This is a genomic window from Streptomyces sp. NPDC005963 (assembly GCF_040638655.1).
Lineage (GTDB): Bacteria > Actinomycetota > Actinomycetes > Streptomycetales > Streptomycetaceae > Streptomyces.
In genome coordinates this window covers 102,995-124,031 of sequence record NZ_JBEXVD010000017.1, presented here as the reverse complement: position 1 = coordinate 124,031, position 21,037 = coordinate 102,995, and the positions used below count along the sequence as shown (strand labels likewise).

At 67.9% G+C, this 21,037-nt stretch carries 17 protein-coding genes and 1 other RNA gene; 17 read left to right on the top strand and 1 reads right to left on the bottom strand.

Annotated features, from left to right (window positions below):
- Position 1 precedes the first annotated feature (1 nt).
- The 11 genes from ftsX to ABZ348_RS22385 all read left to right on the top strand — a co-directional run bounded on the left by ftsX (position 2) and on the right by ABZ348_RS22385 (position 12,333).
- Complete coding sequence (ftsX, locus tag ABZ348_RS22435) at positions 2–922, top strand: permease-like cell division protein FtsX (RefSeq protein ID WP_358935666.1); 921 nt, start codon at positions 2–4, stop codon at positions 920–922.
- 68 nt (positions 923–990) lie between these two features.
- Positions 991–2,151 (top strand): S41 family peptidase, encoded by a 1,161-nt coding sequence (locus tag ABZ348_RS22430; protein ID WP_358935664.1) that lies wholly within the window; start codon positions 991–993, stop codon positions 2,149–2,151.
- An 18-nt stretch (positions 2,152–2,169) separates the two neighbouring features.
- Positions 2,170–2,649, top strand: a complete 480-nt coding sequence (gene smpB / locus ABZ348_RS22425) for an SsrA-binding protein SmpB (RefSeq protein ID WP_358935662.1) — start codon at positions 2,170–2,172, stop codon at positions 2,647–2,649.
- A gap of 110 nt (positions 2,650–2,759) precedes the next feature.
- Positions 2,760–3,154, top strand: a transfer-messenger RNA (tmRNA) gene (gene ssrA, locus ABZ348_RS22420).
- Positions 3,155–3,453: 299 nt separating this feature from the next.
- Entirely contained in the window at positions 3,454–4,692 is a 1,239-nt protein-coding gene (locus tag ABZ348_RS22415) for a serine hydrolase domain-containing protein (RefSeq protein ID WP_358935660.1), read from the top strand.
- A gap of 143 nt (positions 4,693–4,835) precedes the next feature.
- Positions 4,836–5,438, top strand: coding sequence for an ABATE domain-containing protein (locus ABZ348_RS22410; protein WP_358935658.1), 603 nt, complete (start codon positions 4,836–4,838; stop codon positions 5,436–5,438).
- A 237-nt stretch (positions 5,439–5,675) separates the two neighbouring features.
- On the top strand, positions 5,676–6,263 hold the full coding sequence (locus ABZ348_RS22405; protein ID WP_329019670.1) for a sigma-70 family RNA polymerase sigma factor: 588 nt from the start codon (positions 5,676–5,678) through the stop codon (positions 6,261–6,263).
- A complete protein-coding gene (locus tag ABZ348_RS22400; RefSeq protein ID WP_358935656.1) occupies positions 6,260–7,198 on the top strand; it encodes a zf-HC2 domain-containing protein in 939 nt (312 codons plus the stop codon). The genes ABZ348_RS22405 and ABZ348_RS22400 overlap by 4 nt, the downstream gene beginning before the upstream one ends.
- A gap of 182 nt (positions 7,199–7,380) precedes the next feature.
- On the top strand, positions 7,381–9,690 hold the full coding sequence (locus tag ABZ348_RS22395; RefSeq protein ID WP_358935741.1) for a UvrD-helicase domain-containing protein: 2,310 nt from the start codon (positions 7,381–7,383) through the stop codon (positions 9,688–9,690).
- Between the two features lie 628 nt (positions 9,691–10,318).
- Positions 10,319–11,752 carry an NAD-dependent malic enzyme gene (locus ABZ348_RS22390; RefSeq protein ID WP_358935654.1) on the top strand — a complete coding sequence of 478 codons (1,434 nt, stop codon included), beginning with the start codon at positions 10,319–10,321 and terminating at the stop codon, positions 11,750–11,752.
- A 299-nt stretch (positions 11,753–12,051) separates the two neighbouring features.
- Positions 12,052–12,333: an HU family DNA-binding protein gene (locus ABZ348_RS22385; protein WP_004571953.1), complete on the top strand. Its 282-nt coding sequence runs from the start codon at positions 12,052–12,054 to the stop codon at positions 12,331–12,333.
- Positions 12,334–12,880: 547 nt separating this feature from the next.
- Here ABZ348_RS22385 and murA read toward each other — a convergent pair.
- A complete protein-coding gene (murA, locus tag ABZ348_RS22380) occupies positions 12,881–14,221 on the bottom strand; it encodes a UDP-N-acetylglucosamine 1-carboxyvinyltransferase (protein ID WP_358935652.1) in 1,341 nt (446 codons plus the stop codon).
- A gap of 279 nt (positions 14,222–14,500) precedes the next feature.
- Between murA and ABZ348_RS22375 the strand changes: the two genes are divergently transcribed.
- The 6 genes from ABZ348_RS22375 (at position 14,501) to ABZ348_RS22350 (ending at position 20,934) form a co-directional block, all read left to right on the top strand.
- A complete protein-coding gene (locus ABZ348_RS22375; protein ID WP_358935650.1) occupies positions 14,501–15,061 on the top strand; it encodes a YqgE/AlgH family protein in 561 nt (186 codons plus the stop codon).
- Positions 15,062–15,243: 182 nt separating this feature from the next.
- Positions 15,244–15,531 (top strand): DUF3039 domain-containing protein, encoded by a 288-nt coding sequence (locus tag ABZ348_RS22370; protein ID WP_250922584.1) that lies wholly within the window; start codon positions 15,244–15,246, stop codon positions 15,529–15,531.
- Between the two features lie 535 nt (positions 15,532–16,066).
- The gene (locus tag ABZ348_RS22365; protein WP_358935648.1) at positions 16,067–17,371 is read left to right on the top strand and encodes an extracellular solute-binding protein; all 1,305 of its coding nucleotides are present in this window, start codon (positions 16,067–16,069) and stop codon (positions 17,369–17,371) included.
- A gap of 20 nt (positions 17,372–17,391) precedes the next feature.
- Positions 17,392–18,363, top strand: coding sequence for a sugar ABC transporter permease (locus ABZ348_RS22360; RefSeq protein ID WP_358935646.1), 972 nt, complete (start codon positions 17,392–17,394; stop codon positions 18,361–18,363).
- A complete protein-coding gene (locus tag ABZ348_RS22355; RefSeq protein WP_358935645.1) occupies positions 18,360–19,208 on the top strand; it encodes a carbohydrate ABC transporter permease in 849 nt (282 codons plus the stop codon). Before ABZ348_RS22360 ends, ABZ348_RS22355 begins: the two co-directional genes overlap by 4 nt.
- Positions 19,209–19,269: 61 nt before the next feature.
- Positions 19,270–20,934: a beta-N-acetylhexosaminidase gene (locus tag ABZ348_RS22350; RefSeq protein ID WP_358935643.1), complete on the top strand. Its 1,665-nt coding sequence runs from the start codon at positions 19,270–19,272 to the stop codon at positions 20,932–20,934.
- Positions 20,935–21,037: the final 103 nt, after the last annotated feature.

The following is a 21,037-nucleotide window of genomic DNA, read 5'->3' as shown; positions in this document are numbered from 1 at the left end:
GATGCGCGCCCAGTTCGTACTGTCGGAGATCGGCGTCGGTCTCCGCCGCAATCTCACGATGACCTTCGCCGTCATCGTCTCCGTGGCCCTCTCGCTCGCTCTCTTCGGCGGTGCGTTGTTGATGAGCCAGCAGGTCAACACGATGAAGGACTTCTGGTACGACAAGGTCAACGTCTCGATCTTCCTCTGCAACAAGAACGACGCGAAGACCTCGCCCCGCCAGTGCTCCAAGGGCGCGGTCACCACGCAGCAGAAGCAGCAGATCAAGGCCGATCTCCAGAAGATGGACATCGTGGAGACCATCCACGAGGAGACCGCGGAGGACGCCTACAAGCTCTACAAGGAGGAGTACGGGGACACGCCGATCGCGGCCACGATCACCCCGGACCAGATGCAGCACTCCTTCCGGGTCAAGTTGAAGGACCCGGAGAAGTACAAGGTCGTCGCCTCTGCTTTCGACGGACGGGCGGGGGTCCATTCCGTACGGGACCAGCGCGACATCGTGGAGAACCTGTTCGCCCTGATGAACGGGATGCGGGTCGCGGCCCTCTGCGTCATGGCCCTGATGCTGGTGGTGGCGACGATGCTGATCGTCAACACCGTACGCGTTTCGGCATTCAGCCGTAGGCGTGAGACCGGCATCATGCGACTGGTGGGCGCGTCCAGTTTCTACATTCAGATGCCTTTCATCATGGAGGCCGCCTTTGCGGGACTACTCGGCGGTGCGGTCGCGTGCGCCTTCCTGCTCCTGGGGCGCTACTTCCTCGTCGACAACGGCCTCGCGCTCTCCGAGAAGATGCAACTCGTGGAATTCATCGGCTGGGACGCCGTATTCACCAAGTTGCCCCTGGTCCTCGCCATCAGCCTGGTGATGCCCGCGCTCGCGGCCTTCGTCGCTCTGCGCAAGTACCTCAAGGTGTGACGAGCGCCCCGGGCGCCGTGCGGGGCAACCTCCGTACGGCGCCCTTCGCTTGTCCTAGACTCATCGCCATGTCGGGCCCGGAATTCTGTCCCTTGCCCCGCCGCATTCGCCGCGGGGCGGCCCTGACATTGGTTTTCGCGACGGTCCTGGCGACCGCGGCGGCCACCAACGCCCTGCCCCGCGAGGTGGAGGGCGACCATCCCCGTACGCTCGCGGCCCGTCCTGCCGGCGCGACCGTCGACCAGGAGGCCGTGGCCCGCGCCGCCGCTGAGGCCGTGGCGGAGGGCAAGTCCGGTGCGAAGGCCGCCGAGGAGGTCGTCAGCCGCAGCGGGGACCGCTGGGGGGCGGTCTACGACCGGGCGGAGTACGCCAAGTTCCAGCAGGCCCTCGACGGCGAGTACACGGGCGTCGGGCTGTGGGCGCGCCGCTCGGCCGACGGTCGGGTGGAGGTCTCCAAGGTCCAGCCCGGCGGTCCGGCCGACCGGGCGGGCATCAGAGCCGGCGACCGTCTCCACGCCATTGACGGGCGGGTCGTCGACGACCGGCCCGTCACCGATGTCGTGGCCCTGCTCCGCGGGAAGGACCGCACCACCGTCGCCCTCGGTCTGGAGCGCGCCGGTCGCGACTGGACGAGGACGCTGACCCGCACCACCCTGTCCACCGAGTCCGTCACCGTGCAGCGGCTCAAGGGAGGCGCGGTGATGATCAAGGTCGCGGCCTTCACCCGGGGCTCGGGCGCGCGGGTGCAGGAAGCGGTACGGAGCGCTCCCGACGGGGCCGGTGTCCTGCTCGACCTCCGGGGCAACGCCGGCGGGCTGGTCACGGAGGCGGTCGCCGCGGCTTCCGCCTTCCTCGACGGCGGCTTGGTCGCCACGTACGACATGAGGGGCAAGCAACGGGCCCTGTACGCGGATCCCGGAGGCGATACGGAACGTCCCGTGGTGGCCCTGGTCGACGGGGGCACGATGAGCGCCGCCGAGCTGGTGACGGGGGCGCTGAAGGACCGGGGCCGGGCCGTGACGGTCGGTTCGCGGACCTTCGGCAAGGGTTCGGTCCAGATGCCGAGCACCCTCCCCGACGGTTCGGTCGCCGAACTGACCGTCGGCCACTACCGCACCCCGTCCGGCCAGAGCGTCGACGGAGAGGGCATCAGCCCGGACGTGGCCGTCGACGAGGGGGCCGAGGAACGGGCCCAGACGGTATTGAGTGGCCTCGGTACGGGGTCGTAGTGCGAAAATGGCCGCACTATGGCTAAGGAAAAAGGGCGCAAGCTGATCGCGCAGAACAAGAAGGCGCGGCACGATTACCACATCATCGACACCTATGAGTGCGGTCTCGTGCTGACCGGTACCGAGGTGAAGTCCCTGCGCCAGGGGCGGGCGTCCCTGGCGGACGGTTTCGTTCAGATCGACGGTCACGAGGCGTGGCTGCACCACGTCCACATCCCGGAGTACAGCCAGGGCACCTGGACCAACCACTCCGCGCGCCGTCGGCGCAAGCTGCTGATGCACCGTGCGGAGATCGACAAGCTGGAGTCGAAGTCCCAGGAGACCGGTCACACGATCGTGCCCCTGGCGCTGTACTTCAAGGACGGCCGGGCGAAGGTGGAGATCGCACTGGCGCGGGGCAAGAAGGAGTACGACAAGCGCCAGACGATGCGCGAGCGTCAGGACCGGCGCGAGGCGGACAAGGTCATGTCGGCGGTGCGCCGCCAGCAGCGGGCCTGATCTGCGCCCTTCGAGCGGGCCGCACGGAATACGCTGGCACCCGCCCGCGTTGGTCACGTACGATGGGCAGCAGTCCTCCACAGCGGGGGCGTGCATTGAAAAATCAACATGGGGATGATCGGTTTCGACAGCGGATGTCGAAGCAGGAGAAGCGAGCCGAGGAAGCGGCAATGATCTCGTAAACCATATGTCGCAACCAATAATCGCCGATTCTAAGCGCGATAACTCCGAAGCCTTCGCCCTCGCTGCCTAATAAGCAGTAAGAGCGAACCTTCACTCATGGAGCGTTAGCCCGGGGCTGTTCCCGACCCGGTTCCTAACGTCATCAAGGGAACTAAACCTCTAGGCCCGGTCACGGGGTCCTGAGGGAAATCAAACAGTGACTGAGCCCGTCGGAGACTTGTCCGCGTGATCTCCGGGGCCGAGAAAATCGCAGCGGACTGCGCTCGGAGAAGTCCTGATTCTGCACCGTTGGACGCGGGTTCGATTCCCGCCATCTCCACCACCCCATGTGTAAAAAGACCCTCTGACCTGCGAGAACTTCGCCAGGGCAGGGGGTCTTTTGCATGTCCTCCCGAGTGGGCGCGGGATCCGCGTGCCCGGGGCCGCGTGCCCGGGCCCGCGTGTCCCGGACGCAGAACCGGCTCCCATCGTTCGGGCCCGCGACCGGGGCGCGGACCGGAAGAGAAAGTCCTCCTCCGATGCACCTCCGATGCAACCGTCCCCCCACTCCCGTGCGTAGAGCCCATGACCGCACCGCATCCCGCGGCGCGGTTCGCTCCGAAGCACGGGAGAAGAACTCAGATGGTCTCAGGAATGGTGGGCAAGGGCACGGCGCTAGGCGCTGCCCTGCTGGCTCCGCTCGTTGTCCTCGTCCCCGCGCAGACGGTGTCCGCTGCGCCCTCGACGGCTTCGACGACCGTCACCCGGGCCGAATCCTCCAGCCCCGACCTCACCGCCCTGCGCGAAGCCCTGCGGAGCGCCCTCGCCCTCGGCGCCCCGGGCGCGATGGCCAGGGTCGACGACAACGGCACCGTCCACAAGGTCACCGAAGGCATCGGCGACCAGGGCACCGGTCGGGCGATGAACGCCAACGACCGCTTCCGCGTCGGCAGCGTGAGCAAGTCCTTCAGCGCGGTCGTGCTCCTCCAACTCGTCGACGAAGGCAAGCTGAACCTCGACGCATCCGTGAACACTTATCTGCCGGGCCTCCTGCCGGATGACAGGATCACCGTGCGCCATCTCCTGAGCCACCGCAGCGGTCTGTACGACTACACGAACGACATGTTCGCGGCCACCGTCCCCGGCTTCGAAGCCGTACGGAACCGGGTCTTCAGCTATCAGGAGCTGGTCGACCTCTCCCTGGCGAAGCCCAGGACCGTACAGCCCGGAGCGGGCTACTCGTACTCCAACACCAACTTCGTGGTCGCAGGAATGCTGATCGAGAAGATCACCGGTCGGTCCGTGACCACGGCCTACAAGAAGCGGATCATCAAGCCGCTGAAGCTCTCCGGCACCTTCTACGTCCATCCCCAGACCGCCATCCCCGGCCGTCACATCAAGGGCTATCTACGCCCCGACGAGGCCGGCGCCCCACTGGTCGACTCCACCGAGCAGACCGTGTCCTGGGGGCAGAGCGCGGGCGCCGTCATCTCCAGCGCCAAGGACCTCAACACCTTCTTCTCCGCACTGAACCGCGGCGCACTGATCTCCGACGCCCAGCTGTCCCAGATGCAGCAGTGGACGACGGTCAACAGCACCCAGGGCTATGGACTGGGCCTACGCCGTCGGGACCTGTCCTGCGGCGTGTCGGTGTACGGGCACACGGGCACGGTCCAGGGCTTCTACACCTTCGCCTTCACCTCGGCGGACGGAAAGCGCTCGGTGACCGCCGTCGCCAACACCTCGAACAACGGTTCCGTTCTCAACACCCTGCCGCGCACCTTGGAGGCCGTCTTCTGCGGTGCTCCGGCCGCCGCGTCGGCCCGGACCGCGGGCCCGGTCGAGCGCGAGGACATCGCGCCCGACGTCGTAAGGGACTGAGGTGCGCCGGGCGGGCGGTCGGACTACCTCGGTGAGGAGGGGTTCCGACCGCCCGCCCGGGCAGGCACTCTGGAGGGCGACGAGCGGACAGTGGCTCCCCGGACAGTGACCTGAGGCAGTGACCTTGAGGCGGTGACAGGCGGATGACGACCGATGCGACCGGTACGGCTCCCTACGACTGGCGGTTCGACTCCGGACGCACCTGCCTGGACCTGATGGCGACCTCGACTCCGGGCGCCGGCCCCGAACTCCTGCTGAACAGAGGATTCCTGGGCCGCTGGCTGCTCGATGCGGGACTCATCCCGATCGGTACCTCGGTGGACGCCGTGGACGGACCGTGGGCCGACAGGTTTGTCGAACTACGGCTCTGGATCGACCAACTGGTACGCGCCGAACTCGGCGGGCGCTTCGCGGACAGTGCACTTGAGCGGGTCAACGCACTGGCCGCCGCGTCACCTCCGTCGATCAGAGCGGTGCGCGACCCGAACGGCTCGCTGGTGCGCACCCTCGGCGGCCCGCCCGAATGCGGGGCGCTGCTCGCCACGGTCGCCCGTGACGCGTTGGAGTTGCTGACGGATCCCCAGGCACTGTCGAGGCTCCGGCAGTGCGAGGGCGAGAGCTGCCGACGTATCTATCTGGACACGTCCCGGGGGCGCAGAAGGCGCTGGTGTTCCAGCGAGGTCTGTGGGAACCGGGAGCGGGTGGCCCGGCATCGACGCCGGGCGGCGGCCGTGGCACGGGCCTGACGGAGCTCGAGCATCCCTGACGGAGTATCAGCATCCCGACAAAGCATGATCAAATCGCTCATCCGCATCGTATGAAACGCCGTCAACTGCCGTCATCCGCAACAGAATAGGACCAGTCGACCTCTCGGAAGATCTTGAAACATTTTTGGCTCGGCATTGAATGACTCGACGCCCGCCCCCGTAGAGGAGGGGGACAAGAGTCAGCCGAAGTCAAGGGTCTCGACCGGGAGGTTGCAGGTGCGCAAAGATGCGGCCGTGGCCGATGACCGTCCGCACAGGGCCCGCCATCGAAGCGAGAAGCCACGCTCGAATTCCTCCGTCCCCGACGAGGAACTCATGCGTGCGCTGTATCGCGAACATGCGGGTCCTCTGCTCGCCTATGTACTGCGTCTCGTCGCGGGCGACCGCCAGCGTGCCGAGGACGTGGTGCAGGAGACGCTCATCCGTGCCTGGAAGAACGCCGGTCAGCTCAACCGAGCAACTGGCTCTGTCCGACCCTGGCTGGTGACGGTGGCTCGCCGCATCGTCATCGACGGTCACCGCAGCCGGCAGGCCCGGCCGCAGGAGGTTGACCCGTCGCCGCTGGAGGTCATGCCCGCGGAGGACGAGATCGACAAGGCGTTGTGGCTGATGACGCTCGCAGATGCGCTCGATGATTTGACCCCCGCCCACCGGGAAGTACTTGTCGAGACGTACTTCAAGGGGCGTACGGTCAATGAGGCGGCCGAGACACTCGGCATACCCAGCGGGACGGTGCGATCCCGGGTTTTCTACGCACTTCGTTCCATGAAGCTCGCACTGGAGGAGAGGGGGGTCACGGCATGACCACGCCTGAGCCGGAATCCGTGCACGATGCCGTCGGCGCGTATGTGCTCGGCGTACTCGACGACGCGGATGCTTCGGCATTCGAGATGCATCTCGCGGGGTGCGACATCTGTGCGGCCCACCTCGAAGAGTTCGCGGGCATGGAACCCATGCTCGCGATGCTGGCGGAGGTCCCGTCGGTGCCGTTCCAGTCGTCCGGGCCCAATGTGGTGAACCTCCCGGGACCTCGATCCGCCGGTTGGAGCGAACCCTTCCCGCCGCCTTCGGTCGCCGGCTACCAGCAGACGAACGGCTACCAGCAGCCGCCGTACCAGTCGCCGTCGCCGTACGCGTCGTCCTCCGCCGGACACGAGCAGTCCAAGCCCATTCCGGTGGTGCCCACCCCGCCGGGGCCCAAGGTGCTGAACGGGCTCCTGGATGAGGTCGCCACCAAGCGGGCCGCGAAGCGTCGGCGCGGGATGTACATGATCGCCGCTGCCGCCGCGCTGATCATCACCGGACCCACGGTCGCGGTGCTGGCCACCGCGAACGAACCGCAGTCCGGGCCCAAGGTCGAGGCCCATCCCACGTCCCCCGCCGAGGACGCCTTCTTCAACCACATGGAGGAGAAGATCGAGGCGACGGACATGACGACGAGTGTCACCGCCACCGTCGGGCTGGAGAAGAAGGGCTGGGGCACCCACACGGTCTTGGAACTCAAGAACGTCAAGGGACCCGAGAAGTGCTCGCTGATCGCCATCTCGAAGACCGGCAAGGAGGAGGTCGTGACCTCCTGGGCGGTTCCGAAGTGGGGATACGGCATTGTCGACAGCCCGCACAAGGCCGCGAAGAATCCGCTCTATGTCCACGGTGGGGCCGCCATGGAGCGCAATGAGATCGACCGTTTCGAGGTCCGTACCTTCGACAACAAGAAATTGGTAGAAATCGACGCCTGACAGAAGCGCCCCCTTCGCGTACGGTTGACGGCTGCCCAGTGCACGTTAGAAGGGGGCCCTCAGTGGCCGCGCAGGAAGCCGCTGTCGACGCTGTTGATGCTGTCGACCAAGACCCGAGCGAAAGATCCGCCCGGGGCGGTTCGCTCCAGGACGACCAGCTCCAGTCGCTCCGGGAACGCGAAATCGACACCGAACAACAGCATCTGGACCAGGTCTACCGCCGACTGGAAGAGAACATCCACGAGGCGGAGTTCCTGATGCGTGACGCAGCAAAACTGGGCCAGGTCGGCACCCCCGGCGCCCTCGCCGAGCGAGACGCACAGGTATTTCGCGCCGGAGTCCATCTCAATCGACTCAACAATGAGTTCGAGGACTTTCTCTTCGGCCGAATCGATCTCCTCCTCGGCAAGGACGGCAAGAAGGGCCCCGACGGTGCCTACACCTCCATCGAGCCCGCCGACGACGCCGTAGGACCCCAGAACACCGCCGAAATCGCCGAAACGCTCCACATCGGGCGCATCGGCGTCCTCGAAGCCGACTACACCCCACTCGTGATCGACTGGCGCGCCCCGGCCGCCGCGCCCTTCTACCGCTCCACCCCGGTCGACCCCGGTCGGGTGGTGCGCCGGCGCGTCATCAGGTCCAAGGGACGCCGGGTCCTCGGTGTCGAGGACGACCTCATGCGCCCCGAACTGACCGCAACGCTCGACGACGCGCCCCTCGCCGTCATCGGCGACGGTGCGCTGATGGCCGCCCTCGGCCAGGCCCGCAGCCACACCATGCGCGACATCGTCGCCTCCATCCAGGCCGAACAGGACCTGGTGATCAGGGCGCCCGCCGCCTCCGTCACCCATGTGGAGGGCGGCCCCGGCACCGGAAAGACCGCGGTGGCCCTGCACCGGGCCGCCTACCTCCTCTACCAGGACCGCAGGAGGTACTCCGGCGGCATCCTGATCGTCTCCCCGACACCGCTGCTCGTCGCCTACACCGAAGGCGTACTGCCCTCGCTGGGTGAGGAGGGGCAGGTCGCGATCAGGGCGCTCGGCCATCTCGTCGACGGCGCCGATGCCACCGCCTACGACCCGCCCGAGACCGCACGGATCAAGGGCTCCGCCCGAATGCTGGCCGTGCTCCGCAAGGCGGCACGGGGTGCGCTGGAGCGCTCGGGACCCACCGTGTCCGTGCGCAACGGGCAACTCGCCCTCGACGAATCGGCCGACGCCGGCACGCCCGACCGGCTGCGCGTGGTCGCCTTCGGCCGCCGGCTTGAGCTGGAGGGCGAGGAACTGCGCCGCATCCGACACGCCGTCCTCAGCGGCACGGCACCCGTCAACCTGCTCCGACCCCGGGCCCGGCGGCTGCTCCTGGACGCGCTGTGGGCCAAGTCGGGCTCGGCCGGGCGGCACACCGATCCGGAACTCGCCGCCGAACTGCGCTCCTCCTTCGACGAGGACATCACCAGCGAGGACGCCTTCATCGCGTTCCTGGGCGCCTGGTGGCCCGAGCTCACCCCGCGCGGAGTGCTGGCGGCCATGGCGGACGAGCGACGGCTCGGACGCTGGGCCCGGCGCATTCTCACCCCCGGCGAGGTGCGCCGGCTCGCCCGCTCGCTGCGGCGCGCCGGCGCGGACGGCAAGGGGCCGCTCTCCGTCCACGACGTGGCGCTCCTCGATGAACTCCACACCCTGCTCGGCACTCCCCACCGACCGCGCAAGAAGCGGGAGCTCGACCCGCTTGACCAGCTCACCGGGCTTGAGGAGCTGATGCCGCAGCGGGAGGAGACCCAGCGGGAGCGCGCCGAACGGCTGGCCGCCGAGCGGACTGAGTACGCCCACGTCATCGTCGACGAGGCGCAGGACCTCACGCCCATGCAGTGGCGGATGGTCGGCAGGCGCGGACGCCATGCGACGTGGACCGTGGTCGGCGACCCGGCGCAGTCCTCCTGGCCGGACCCCGAAGAGGCGGTCACGGCGCGCGAGGAGGCGCTCGGCAGCAGACCGCGCCGGCGCTTCCAGCTGACGGTGAACTACCGCAACCCCGCCGAGATCGCCGAGTTGGCGGCCAAGGTGCTGGCGCGTGCCATGCCGGGGATGGAGTCGCCGACCGCGGTCCGCTCCACCGGTGTCGTACCGCGCTTCACGGCCGTGGACGACGGTGACCTCGGCTCCGTGGTGCGCAAGGAGACCGAGCGGCTGTTGGAGCGGGTGGACGGCACGGTCGGCGTGGTCGTCGCGATGAACCGCCGCGAAGAGGCCGCGCGCTGGCTGGAGGGCCTGGGGGAGCGGGCGGTGGCCCTCGGTTCCCTGGAGGCGAAGGGGCTGGAGTACGACGCGACGGTCGTGGTCTCCCCCGCGGAGATCGCGGGGAACACCGCGGCCGGACTACGGGTGCTGTACGTCTGTCTCACCCGGGCGACGCAGGAGCTGACGGTGGTGTCGGGACGGCGGGACGCCCCGGACGGGCGAGGGGTGCCGGAGCTGCTGCGCGACTGAGTGCGCCGAACGGAAGGCGTCTCCGCGTGCCCCGCGGAGACGCCCCGACGCCCCGAACGGAGGTGGCTCCTGCCCCGAACGGAGGCGTCTCCCGTACCGGCCGACGGGCAGCTTCCGTACCGGACGGCAGGCGTCCCCGTGCGCCGAACGGAGGCGCTCCCACGACTGACGCGGAGTCAACGTGCGCGGGGGGAATCACTTACCGGGGTGGTTTGTTAGCCTGGGTGTGGCACCGGCCCGATCCAAGCCCCCGGGCCCAACCTTCGTCGCTTCGAGCGACCACTTGCCGCGAGGCGAGCATGGCGGGTCGGTGTCATCTCTCCTTCCCGATGTTGCTCTTTCTGCTTTTCGCTCCACCGTGAGGCCCACATCACCCGCCTGGTGACGTGGGCCTTTTCACATCTGGGCCGGGTGGAGCTCTCATGAGGTCCTCATAAGCGCGGGTCCGCACCCTGGGCGACCCCGCAAGGCCCACTTATCTCGTATCGTGAAAGAGTGATTCCGGAAACAAAAGGACCATTATTACCTGCTACCCGCAGGTAGGTGCGACCATCGGAATGCGTCCGTCGGGGCTTTCGCTGCCGCGGACGCATAGCAATGAAGCTAGGGAAAGCAGAGGAACCCGGTCATGGCAACGGCGCCCAGCGTCTCGTATTCGATGACGGTCCGGCTGGAGGTGCCCGCGAGCGGAACCGCGGTCTCCCAGCTCACCACGGCTGTGGAGTCCTCCGGCGGGTCCGTGACCGGTCTGGACGTCACCGCGTCCGGCCATGAGAAGCTGCGGATCGACGTCACCATCGCGGCGAGTTCCACCGCGCACGCCGAAGAGATCGTCGAGGGTCTGCGCGGCATCGAGGGCGTCGTCCTCGGCAAGGTCTCCGACCGTACGTTCCTGATGCACCTCGGCGGCAAGATCGAGATGGCGTCGAAGCACCCCATCCGCAACCGTGACGATCTGTCGATGATCTACACCCCCGGTGTGGCGCGGGTCTGCATGGCGATCGCGGAGAACCCCGAGGACGCCCGTCGCCTCACCATCAAGCGCAACTCCGTCGCCGTGGTCACCGACGGCTCCGCCGTGCTCGGCCTCGGCAATATCGGCCCCAAGGCCGCCCTTCCGGTCATGGAGGGCAAGGCCGCCCTGTTCAAGCGCTTCGCCGGCATCGACGCCTGGCCGCTCTGCCTGGACACCCAGAACACCGATGAGATCGTCGCGATCGTCAAGGCCATCGCCCCCGGTTTCGCCGGCATCAACCTGGAGGACATCTCCGCACCCCGCTGCTTCGAGATCGAGGCACGGCTGCGCGAGGCGCTGGACATCCCCGTCTTCCACGACGACCAGCACGGCACCGCGATCGTCGTCCTCGCCGCGCTGACCAACGCCCTGCGGGTGGTCGGCAAGGGCATCGGTGACGTCCGCGTGGTCATGTCCGGGGCGGGCGCCGCCGGCACGGCCATCCTGAAGCTGCTGATCGCGGCCGGCGTCAAGCACGCCGTCGTCGCCGACATCCACGGGGTGGTGCACGCCGCCCGTACGGACCTGAGAGACGCCGCGGCCGACTCGCCGCTGCGCTGGATCGCCGACAACACCAACCCGGAGGGCGTCACCGGCACCCTGAAGGAGGCCGTGGCGGGCGCGGACGTGTTCATCGGCGTCTCCGCACCGAACCTCCTCGGGGGCGATGACGTCGCCGGCATGGCGAAGGACGCGATCGTCTTCGCCCTCGCCAACCCCGACCCCGAGGTCGACCCGGCAATCGCCCGGCAGACCGCGGCAGTTGTCGCCACGGGCCGCTCGGACTTCCCCAACCAGATCAACAACGTACTGGTCTTCCCGGGTGTCTTCCGCGGGCTGCTGGACGCCCAGTCCCGCACCGTCAACACGGAGATGATGCTCGCGGCGGCGACAGCGCTTGCCGATGTCGTCACCGAGGACGAGCTCAACCCGAACTACATCATCCCGTCCGTCTTCAACGACAAGGTCGCCGGGGCGGTCGCCGGAGCCGTGCGCACCGCCGCCAAGGCCGCCGGCGCCACTGTGACGGGTCCCACGTCTCCCTGACCTACGGCGCGTCGCGGGATGCCCGGCCCTGAACACCGATCTAGGGTGGCGGACCATGGCCCCAGTGGCTCCGAGGAGTCCCCACCCTGTGGACGGAACGTCACCACGACGTGGCAGTGGCGCTTTTCGTGTGACTCTGGCGGGTGCCGGATTGGCGTTCCCGCCGTTGGTGGGGGCAGGATGCGTAACTGGGCGCGAGGGTCTGACGTAGACCCTGGTCCGGGGACTGTCAGTGGGCCCTGGCAGCATCGGCTTCGATCTCACGCCTCATAGGCAAGAAGAAACACGGGAGTAAGAACATGAACCGCAGTGAGCTGGTGGCCGCGCTGGCCGACCGCGCCGAGGTGACCCGCAAGGACGCCGACGCCGTTCTGGCCGCCCTCGCCGAGACCGTCGGCGAGGTCGTCGCCAAGGGCGACGAGAAGGTCACCATCCCCGGCTTCCTGACCTTCGAGCGCACGCACCGTGCGGCTCGTACCGCGCGCAACCCGCAGACCGGCGACCCGATCCAGATCCCCGCCGGCTACAGCGTGAAGGTTTCGGCGGGCTCGAAGCTGAAGGAAGCGGCGAAGGGCAAGTAAGCGGTTACTGCTTACGCCACTTGGCGCTAGAAGGGCGGCTCCCCGTGGGGGGCCGCCCTTGTGCGTGCCATGCAAGGACCCTGGGCCGCCCGTGGACGCTCTCGCGCTGGCCGGACGGCCCGGTGGGAGGTCCCGGGCGGGGAATGGCCGCATAGGGCCGTTGAGCGGTCGGAGCCGATGGGGCCTGTCGGGCCGTACCCGACCGGGCCCTACCCGACCGGCCGCCCGGTCTGTCCGCACCCGCCGGCCCCGCGGGATCGCTCCGGCCGGTGCGGGGCTCCGGGGTGAGGGCCTTTCGGGTGGAAACGTCGAACGCCGGGCGGGCTGGTGACAACCAGCCCGCCCGGCGTTCAGCGGTGCACCGACAGCGCGTTCCGGAGGACGTCTAGGGTCTTTCTTTTGGATCAGGCTGGATCAGGGAGCGGGGTCTGGTGCCGTGGATCGCAAGGCGGAGGAATGAATCACTGCGGAGCATTGGTGATTGACGACAACGCGGCGAGGCGCGGTGCCAGGGCACGCGAGCCCAGCAAGATCCGAAAGAAGGGCCCTAAGCCAGGCCCTTGGCGGGCAGCTCGACCTTGGCGCCGAGTTCCATCAGCTTCGCCATGAAGTTCTCGTAACCACGGTTGATCAGGTCGATTCCATGCACCCGTGACGTGCCCTGGGCGGCCAGTGCCGCGATCAGATACGAGAACCCGCCGCGCAGATCCGGAATGACCAGATCGGCGCCCTGGAGCTTCGTCGGCCCGGAGACCACCGCCGAGTGGAGGAAGTTGCGCTGGCCGAAGCGGCAGTCCGAGCCGCCCAGGCACTCGCGGTACAACTGGATGTGGGCGCCCATCTGGTTGAGCGCGGAGGTGAAGCCCAGTCGGGACTCGTACACCGTCTCGTGCACGATGGACAGGCCCGAAGCCTGGGTCAGGGCCACGACCAGCGGCTGCTGCCAGTCCGTCTGGAAGCCGGGGTGGACGTCCGTCTCCAGCGCGATGGCGTTCAGCGAGCCGCCGGGGTGCCAGAAGCGGATGCCCTCGTCGTCGATCTCGAAGGCGCCACCGACCCTGCGGAAGGTGTTCAGGAAGGTCATCATCGAGCGCTGCTGGGCGCCCCGCACATAGATGTTGCCCTCGGTCGCCAGCGCCGCCGAAGCCCAGGAGGCGGCCTCCAGCCGGTCCGGGAGCGCCCGGTGGGCGTAGCCGCCGAGCCGGTCGACGCCGGTGATGCGGATCGTCCGGTCGGTGTCCACCGAGATGATCGCGCCCATCTTCTGGAGCACGCAGATCAGATCCTCGATCTCCGGCTCCACCGCGGCGTTCGACAACTCCGTGACGCCCTCCGCCAGGACGGCGGTGAGCAGCACCTGTTCGGTCGAACCGACCGAGGGGTAGGGCAGCCGGATCTTGCAGCCGCGCAGTCGCTGCGGGGCCTCCAGGTACTGGCCGTCCGCCCGCTTCTCGATCTTCGCGCCGAACTGCCGCAGCACGTCGAAGTGGAAGTCGATCGGCCGGCCGCCGATGTCGCAGCCGCCGAGCCCGGGGATGAAGGCGTGCCCGAGCCGGTGCAGCAGCGGGCCGCAGAACAGGATCGGGATGCGCGAGGAACCGGCGTGCGCGTCGATGTCGGCGACGTTGGCGCTTTCGACGTACGTGGGGTCAAGCACCAGTTCGCCCGGTTCGTCACCGGGGCGGACGGTCACGCCGTGCAGTTGGAGCAGTCCGCGCACCACCCGCACATCGCGGATGTCTGGCACATTGCGCAGTCTGCTCGGCTCGCTACCGAGGAGGGCGGCGACCATCGCCTTCGGCACCAGGTTCTTGGCGCCGCGGACGCGGATCTCGCCCTCCAGCGGGGTTCCGCCGTGGACAAGCAGTACATCGTCTGTGCCGGTCATGAATCTCGCGTTCCGGAGGGGGTCCCCCCAGTGCAGCGAGGGGATGGCGGGCAGAGGGTCAGAGAAAAGGGTAAGGGGCCTTCACCCCTGTCCTGTATGGGCGAGGACCCTCAGCGGCGTAATGACTTCGGTACAGCACACTGGGTCCACCAGGGCTTGCACAGTGTCACGCTCTGTACGGGAGAGTGGTGGTTCGGTCCGTCCTGTCCTCGGCCCTGTCCTCGCCGACTGTGCCAACCCTGCCCCCGTGGACGCCGAACATGCGAGATCATGGCTCGCATGACCGAGGTGTCCTCGCTCACAGGCCGACTTCTCGTCGCCACCCCTGCCCTCGCGGACCCGAACTTCGACCGCGCCGTCGTTCTGCTGCTCGACCACGACGACGAGGGTTCCCTCGGCGTGGTCCTCAACCGCCCCACCCCCGTGGGCGTCGGTGACATCCTCGCGTCCTGGGCCGCATTGGCCGGTGAACCCGGGGTGGTCTTCCAAGGCGGCCCGGTCTCCCTGGACTCGGCGCTCGGCGTCGCGGTCATCCCGGGCGACGAGGGCCCCCTCGGCTGGCGCCGGGTGTACGGGGCGATCGGCTTGGTCGACCTGGAGGCGCCGCCCGAACTGCTCGGCGCGGCACTCGGTTCGCTGCGCATCTTCGCGGGGTACGCGGGATGGGGCCCGGGCCAGTTGGAGAACGAACTCGGCGAGGGCGCCTGGTACGTCGTGGAGTCGGAGCCGGGTGACGTCTCGTCCCCGCGGCCCGAGGGGCTGTGGCGAGAGGTTCTGCGCAGACAGCGCAGTGAACTGGCCATGTTCGCCACGTACCCCGACGACCCCTCGCTCAACTGAACGGTTCCGGTGGTGGCCCGGTCGTACGAGGTCGATGGGGGTCACGAGGTCCCCGGGGGGAACGGGACGGGCGGGGCCTGTGTCGTCGAGACGGGCGGTGTCGGACGGCTGGGACAGGGGAGCGTCAACGGGTCGGGGCCGCTGCAACCCGGGGGGTCGGCACCCGGGTATTCTTGGAGTTCATGAGCACTCTTGAGCCCGATCGCGGGACTGGGACGGGAACCCTCGTAGAGCCGACGCCACAGGTGTCGCATGGCGACGGCGATCACGAGCGCTTCGCCCATTACGTCCAGAAGGACAAGATCATGGCGAGCGCCCTCGACGGCACTCCCGTGGTGGCACTGTGCGGCAAGGTCTGGGTACCGGGGCGCGACCCCAAGAAGTATCCGGTCTGTCCCATGTGCAAGGAGATCTACGAGTCGATGGGCCCCGGCGGCGACAAGGGCGGCAAGGGCGGCAAGGACTCCTGACCGGTTCGCGTCACCGCTGCGACGGTGACGGTACGGCCCCGGGGGCGCGCGATCATGCGACGCCCCCGGGGCCGTTTCGCATGTCCGCCCTCCGGCGGGCCGGCTGCCCACTGCGTTTCAGGGTTCCGTCCGTATCGGGCCGGTGGCTGCCCCGCGCGGTGATGTCCGGCGGCCCCTGCGCGAGGCCGGACGGGTTTCGTCCGACGGGACGCGATGCGCTTCCGTCCCGGTGATATCACTCCGCTCCAGCCATCTGTTCGCGGCGCAGGAGCCCCTTCCGTCCCGTCGCCGATGAGCTGACCTCGGGCATCGGGAGGCCGGTGACGCCTGGGTTTCCGGCTTGCCCCCATGGGGCCCGTGCAGACCTCTTCAGTCCCTTGTGCCCCAACTGTCGCGTTGCAGAGGATGCATCTGCACGTCACAGAGTGGTTGAGACCTCTTGTCCCCGTCTTGTCCCCGCTCTAGCCTCCTCCCTGTTGTGGAGAACGAAACGCGCGTTGCGTATTTTGCAACGTCTACTTGTAGGGGACCGCCCATGAAACTCAGCTCCCGCTTCGCCGCCCCTGTCGCGGCGCTCGTGTTGGCGGGTGTCACCGCCACTGCTTGTGCACCCCAGACCTCCGACAACAGCGCCAAGAAGGACGAGAAGAAGGGCACCCTCCGCGTCTGGCTCTTCCAGGAGGTCAACAACGACCCGAAGAAGAAGGTCGTCGACGAAGCGATAGCCGCCTTCACCGGCGAGAACAAGGGTTCCAAGGTCGAGGTCGAGTACATCCCCGTCGAGACCAGGGCCCAGCGCATCAAGGCGGCATTCAACGACCCCAAGAGCGCACCCGACCTCATCGAGTACGGCAACACCGACACCGCCGGCTATGTGAAGGACGGCGGGCTCGCCGACATCAGCAAGGAGTTCAAGGCCTGGGACGAGGCCAAGGACACCGACCCGACCGCCACCCAGTCGGTCACCGTCGACGGCAAGATCTATGGAGCTCCCCTCTTCGTCGGCGTGCGCGCGCTCTACTACCGCACCGACGTCTTCAAGGAACTGGGCATCCAGCCCCCCAAGACCCAGGACGAGCTGATCTCCACCGCCAAGAAGATCCGCAAGGCGAAGCCGGAGCTGTACGGCCTCGCCGTCGGCGGCGCCTACACCTACGGCGCCATGCCGTTCCTGTGGTCCCACGGCGGCGAGCTGGCCACCGGTGAGGCCGGGTCCTACAAGTCGGCCATCAACAGCGCCGAGTCCCAGAAGGGCATCACGGCGTACACCTCGCTCTTCGGCGACGACAACTGTCCGGCCGCCAAGTGCGCCACCATGGGCGGCAACGCGACCGTCACCGCCTTCGCCTCGGGCAAGGCGGGCATGGCCATCGGCGGCGACTTCAGCCACCAGGCAGTCGAGGACGGCGTGGTCAAGGGCAAGTACGCGGTGGTCCCGCTGCCCGGGCTGAAGGCGGGCGACATCGCCCCGGCCTTCGCCGGCGGCAACAACCTGGGTGTCCTCAAGAGCAGCAGTCACCGCACGCTGGCCGTCGACCTGATGCAGCGCATCACCGGCAAGGACAGCCAGCGCAAGCTCTTCGACGCCATGGGATTCCTGCCGACCTACACCGATGTGCGCACCGAGGTGGCCCAGAAGGAGCCGTTCGTCGCACCCTTCGTCAAGACACTCGGCTCGGGCGCCAAGTTCGTCCCGGCCTCCGCCGGCTGGGGCCAGATCGACGCCTCCCTCGTCCTGCCGACGATGTTCCAGGAGATCGTCAGCGGCAAGAAGGACGTGGCCACCGCCTCGGGCGAAGCGGCCAAGAAGATGGACGCCGCCTTCTCGTCCGCAGGCTGACACGAGCGGCTGACCGAAACATGACGCACCAAGCGACAGCCCCCGGGCCGGCCGCGGTTGACAAGACCGCGCCGGCCCCGGCGGGCCGCCCCAAGAAGCGCCGGCCCATGGGTCGGCACGGCAGCCGCTGGACGCCCTGGCTCTATCTGGCGCCCGCGATCGTCGTCCTCGCCGGACTGCTGGTCTACCCGATCTACCAGCTCGGCCTCATATCCTTCCTCGAATACACCCAGGTCCAGGTCAGCGGTGGCGAACCCACCACCTTCAAGGGGCTGGACAACTACCGGGAACTGTTCTCCGACGACCAGTTCTGGCAAGTCCTCCTGGCCACGGTCGTCTTCGCCGCCGCCTGTGTGGTCGCGACCCTCGCCGTCGGCTGCACGATGGCCGTCCTGCTCACCCGCATCCGGGCGATCCCCCGACTCGCGCTGATGCTCGCCGCGCTCGGCGCCTGGGCGACGCCCGCCATCACCGGCTCGACCGTCTGGGTCTTCCTCTTCGACCCCGACTACGGACCGGTCAACAAGATCCTCGGACTCGGCGACTTCTCCTGGACCTACGGCCGCTACAGCGCCTTCGCCCTGGTCCTCTTCGAAGTCGTCTGGTGCTCGTTCCCCTTCGTGATGGTGACCGTGTACGCGGGCATCAAGGCCATCCCATCCGAAGTCCTGGAAGCGGCCTCCCTGGACGGCGCGTCCCAGTGGCGCATCTGGCGCTCCATCATGGCGCCCATGCTGCGCCCCATCCTGGTCGTCGTCACCATCCAGTCGATCATCTGGGACTTCAAGGTCTTCACACAGATCTACGTGATGACCAACGGCGGAGGCGTCGCGGGCCAGAACCTCGTGCTCAACGTCTACGCGTACCAGAAGGCGTTCGCCTCGTCGCAGTACAGCCTCGGCTCGGCCATCGGTGTCGTCATGCTGCTGATCCTGCTGGCCGTCACCCTTGTCTATCTGCGCCTGCTGCGACGTCAGGGAGAAGAACTGTGAGCCGTCCGAGCCGACTGCGCATACGCCGCCCCTGGCGCCTCGCCGCCGAAGCGTCCGCGCTCGTCATCGCCGTCGTGGTGGCCTTCCCGCTGTACTGGATGGTCCTCTCCGCCTTCAAGCCGGCGGGTGAGATCCAGTCCACCGACGCCAAGCCCTGGACCCTGTCGCCCTCGCTCGACAGCTTCCGACGGGTCTTCGAACAGCAGGACTTCGGCCGCTACTTCCTCAACAGCCTCTTCGTGGCGAGCGTGGTGGTCATCGCGTCCGCGCTGATCGCCTTCCTCGCCGCGACGGCCGTCACCCGCTTCCGTTTCAAGTTCCGCACCACTTTGCTCATCATGTTCCTGGTGGCGCAGATGGTCCCGATCGAAGCGCTGACGATTCCGCTGTTCTTCCTCATGCGGGACACCGGTCAGCTCAATACGCTCTGGTCGCTGATCATTCCGCATATCGCCTTCTCCTTGCCGTTCGCCATCTGGATGCTCAGGGGATTCGTCAAGGCGGTTCCGGAGGCCCTGGAGGAAGCCGCCTACATCGACGGCGCCAGCCGTACGAGATTCCTGTGGCAGATCCTCTTCCCACTGGTTTTCCCGGGCCTGGTGGCGACCAGCGTGTTCTCCTTCATCTCCACCTGGAACGACTTCCTGTTCGCCAAGTCGTTCATCATCAGCGACACCTCGCAGTCCACGCTGCCGATGGCGCTCCTGGTCTTCTTCAAACCCGATGAGAACGACTGGGGAGGCATCATGGCCGGCTCCACGATCATGACGATCCCCGTGCTGATCTTCTTCGTTCTCGTCCAGCGGCGCCTGGTCTCCGGACTCGGCGGCGCGGTCAAGGATTGAGCCCCGCCCGACACCACCGGGTGGTGTGCCCCGCCCGGCGACACGATGGAGGACCGACCCCATGACCCCCGAGAATCCCGTGCAACTGATCCCCGCGCCCATGTCCGTCGAAGGGATCGAAGGAAGCGACCGCGGTGGCTTCGCCCTCGATGCCCGCACCACCGTGTCGGCGGGGCCGGGCACCGGGAGCACCGAACGATGGCTGCGCTCCACCCTCGCCCCGGCGCTCGGGCTGGCCCTCGCCCCGGCCGCCGAGGGGGAGGGGGCTGCGAAGAACACCATCCGGCTCGTCGTGGACGAGACGCTGGAGCCTGAGGAGTACCGGCTCCGGATCCGTGCGGACGAGGGCGTCGAACTGCGGGGCGGCAGCGGGGCCGGTGTCTTCTGGGCTGCACAGACCCTGCGTCAACTCCTGGGCCCGGACGCGTTCCGGCGGGCACCGCTCGCCGGAACCAAGCCCGTGGTCCTCGCCGAACAGACCGTCGAGGACCGGCCACGGTTCTCCTGGCGCGGCATGATGCTCGACGTCGCACGGCACTTCACCCACAAGTCCGATGTGCTGCGCTACCTCGATCTGCTGGCCGCACACAAACTGAACGTCTTCCATTTCCATCTCACCGACGACCAGGGCTGGCGCATTGAGATCAAGCGCTACCCCAAGCTCACCGAGATCGGCGCCTGGCGGGCCCGTACGAAATGGGGCCACCGCTTCTCCGATCTCTGGGACGAGAAACCGTACGGTGGTTACTACACGCAGGACGACATTCGGGAAATCGTGGCGTATGCAGCCGAGCGCCACATCACCGTCGTGCCCGAAATCGATATCCCCGGACATTCACAGGCGGCCATCGCCGCCTATCCCGAACTCGGAAACTCCGACGTCATCGACACGGCCGCCCTCGCGCCCTGGGAGACCTGGGGCGTCAACCCGAATGTCCTCGCGCCGACCGAGTACACCGTCAGGTTCTACGAGGGCGTGCTGGAAGAGGTCCTGGAACTCTTCCCGGCCGATGTCTCCCCGTTCATCCACATGGGTGGCGACGAATGCCCCAAGGACCAGTGGAAGCAGTCCCCGACGGCCCAGGCGCGCATCGAGGAACTCGGTCTCGCCGACGAGGACGAACTCCAGTCCTGGATGATCCGTCACTTCGACGACTGGCTCTCCCATCGCGGCCGACGGTTGATCGGTTGGGACGAGATCCTGGAGGGCGGTCTCGCCCAGGGCGCCACCGTGTCCTCCTGGCGCGGCTACGCGGGCGGCATCACGGCGGCCGAAGCCGGCCACGACGTGGTCATGTGCCCGGAGCAGCAGGTCTACCTCGACCACCGGCAGGACGGCGGCACCGACGAGCCGATGCCCATCGGCTACGTCCGCACCCTGGAGGACGTCTACCGCTTCGAGCCCGTCCCGCCCGGTCTGAGTCCCGAGGCAGCCGCCCATGTGATCGGCACCCAGGCCAATGTGTGGACCGAGGTCATGCAGGACCGCTCCCGCATCGACTACCAGGTCTTCCCCCGGCTCGTCGCCTTCGCCGAGGTCGCCTGGTCCGCACTGCCCGCCCCCGAGGCCCGGGACTTCGAGGGCTTCGAGCGGCGGATGGCGGAGCACTACCGCCGGCTGGACGCCCTCGGCGTCGACTACCGTCCGCCCGGCGGGCCGCTGCCCTGGCAGAAGCGGCCGGGAGTACAGGGGTTCCCGCGTGAGGGAGCGCCCCCGAACGTGTGAGCCCCCGGCGCACGCCCCGCCCGCACGACACCCCATCGGGTTCCCGTCCGTCGCCCACCAGGGCCTCGGGCGGGCCCCGGGCCCGGCGGACGTGACGGAGGCG